The sequence below is a fragment of the Leptolyngbya cf. ectocarpi LEGE 11479 genome, assembly GCF_015207065.1.
Taxonomy (GTDB): domain Bacteria; phylum Cyanobacteriota; class Cyanobacteriia; order Phormidesmidales; family Phormidesmidaceae; genus Leptothoe; species Leptothoe ectocarpi.
On the sequence record NZ_JADEXP010000566.1, the window covers coordinates 1 to 2,321 of the forward strand.

Annotated in this window: 2 protein-coding genes; both read right to left on the reverse strand. The window is 53.3% G+C overall.

The window, feature by feature from the left end; all coding sequences use genetic code 11:
* Positions 1-301 precede the first annotated feature (301 nt).
* The gene (locus IQ260_RS29950; protein WP_193996700.1) at positions 302-1,090 is read right to left on the reverse strand and encodes an LmeA family phospholipid-binding protein; all 789 of its coding nucleotides are present in this window, start codon (positions 1,088-1,090) and stop codon (positions 302-304) included.
* 44 nt (positions 1,091-1,134) lie between these two features.
* On the reverse strand, positions 1,135-2,321 hold a 1,187-nt coding region (proS, locus tag IQ260_RS29955), incomplete at its 5' end, for a proline--tRNA ligase (RefSeq protein WP_193996701.1).

Sequence of the window (2,321 nt, forward strand, 5' to 3'; positions counted from 1 at the left end):
TCTCCCTGGGGGAGAAGGGGAGCTAGACTCAAAGTCCTTCTCCCTGGGGGAGAAGGATTTAGGATGAGGGGTAATGCAGGAGTTAGAGCCACTTTCCAGCTCAATCTTCTAGATGTGTATACACCGTAGCCCAAAATTGGGAGAGGGATTTAGGGTGTAGACGCCAAAGCGGCTTCTCGCAGAGTGGGCCAATGCAGCTGTAAACGCTATTTTCGAACCCTGGGTGGTCTGGCGCTTCCCTACCAGTTGCAAGAGCTGAGATAGTCTGCTGAGAAGATTTTCTGTATCGGCTGCGGTCTACCTACTGGGTAAAACTGGGGTCAATGCTGACCCACATCACCAGGTCAAACTGTTCTGGACTAATAGACGCGTCCAGAATCCGAGTGGTAATGCCAGACTCTTCTAATCGTCGCAGACTGAGCCGGTCACCAAGATTTTCAGTAAAGGCATCCAACAGCTGCTCTGGCGCTGCGCTGTCGTTAACCGATACCTGGGGATTCAGTAACACCAGACGATGGCCATTCTCGATGGTAAATCCGGTTTGAGCCTTGATTTTTAACCCTTCTCCCAGGCTAGGCTCGGAGAGATCTAACTCCAGCTGCAGGCGATTGTCCGGCAAAAATGTCGCTTTGGGGTTACTAAACTGATAGCGACCGACCTCACGAGACTGGGCGGCATTGCCCAGATTGATTTCAATATTGTTAAGACGCTCCGTAAATTCTGGAGATAGCAAATACTGATTTAGATCTTCCGGTGTGATCACCACATGGAGTGCGCCGTTAAGCGGCTCATCGAGGACCACTTTGCCACGTCTGAGTTTCTTAAAGTCGAGGTCAATGGGGTCGGTATCCAGGTCTGCGATCGCAACCCTCAACCCCTCCACCGGATACAGTCCCCGCACCCCCACCTGCAGCCGGTCGATCTTGCCTTTTAGCAAATTCAAATTCGAGCCATTATCCACCCGCACCTGGATATCCTCGACACCGTTGAGCCGCGATCGCAGCGCATTTTCAGCAATGGTATCCAGGCCAAAACCAATGGGCGAGCCAATAAAAATCAGGCTAGAAAGCAAGATTGAAATAAATTCCATGGCCGATAGAAATATGGGCAATAGGAGCGGTCGTTACTTAGACGTTAAGAAACGGCAGCGTCAACCCATTGCTTAACGGTGTTCACCACCTGATCGAGTGGCAGCTCCACCGATTCGCCGTCGGCCCGTTTGACCGCTTCTACCTTACCCTCTTTCAACGAGCGACCGGTCACCACCCGGAAGGGAATGCCAATTAGCTCGGAATCTTTGAATTTCACTCCGGCCCGTTCTTTGCGGTCGTCTAGCAGGGTTTCCACCCCGGCTGCATTGAGATCCTCGTAGAGCTTTTCGGCTGCCGCCATTTGGTCAGCGTCTTTGATATTGGGGACGACAACGACGGCGTGGTAGGGTGCGATCGCAACCGGCCAGATAATCCCATTTTTGTCATAGGACTGTTCCACCGCTGCCTGGGCCAGCCGGGAGACGCCGATGCCATAGCAGCCCATCACCAGCGGCTGAGATTTCCCACCTTCATCGGTATAGGTAGCCCCCATGGCCTTTGAATACTTGGTCCCCAGCTGAAAAATATGGCCGATTTCAATGCCCCGCGCGGTTTGAATCGTTTGGCTTGGGTCGTGGACAGCGCGGTCGCCAGCGGTGGCTTCGCGGATATCCACCACTGTTTTTGGCAACGTGAACGGGTCCCCCCAGTTGGCACCGACCACGTGGTACCCCTTTTCATTGGCACCGGTAGCAAAATTCTTCAGGTCCACGGCGGTTTTATCCACCAGCCGCAAAAATTTGGGCGCTACATTTTTCTGTTTTTGGATGTAGTCATCGGCGATATTGGGGGCGATGTATCCCAACGGCAGGGGCTTTGCCGCCCACTTGGCTTGGGTCTCGGGGTCGGGCACCTCTAAGGACAGCAGGGTGGAGGCGTCATAGTCGGCGGCCATGTTCGTTAGGGCGTTTTGCAGCTTAGTCTCATTGACGTCCTGGTCACCGCGAATATTAATCAGCACCAGCACCGTTTGGTCATTGTCATAGACCGCCTGGTACAGCACGTTTTTAACAATCTGGGTGGGGGAGCAGTCTAGAAACGTCGCCATGGTTTCAATGGTGGCGGTGTTGGGGGTTTCTAGCTTTTTGTACTCGCTAAACTCCGAGGGTACCGCATCCGCTGGCAGGGATACCGCTTTCTCCACGTTGGCGGCATATTGACCATCCTCGGTATATAGCACCTCGTCTTCACCGGCATCGGCCAGCACCATAAACTCCTGTCTCTTATACA

Coding starts and splice junctions, on each gene's coding strand:
- IQ260_RS29950 (WP_193996700.1), bottom strand. CDS start 1,090: ATGGAATTTATTTCAATCTTGCTTTCTAGCCTGATTTTTATTGGCTCG.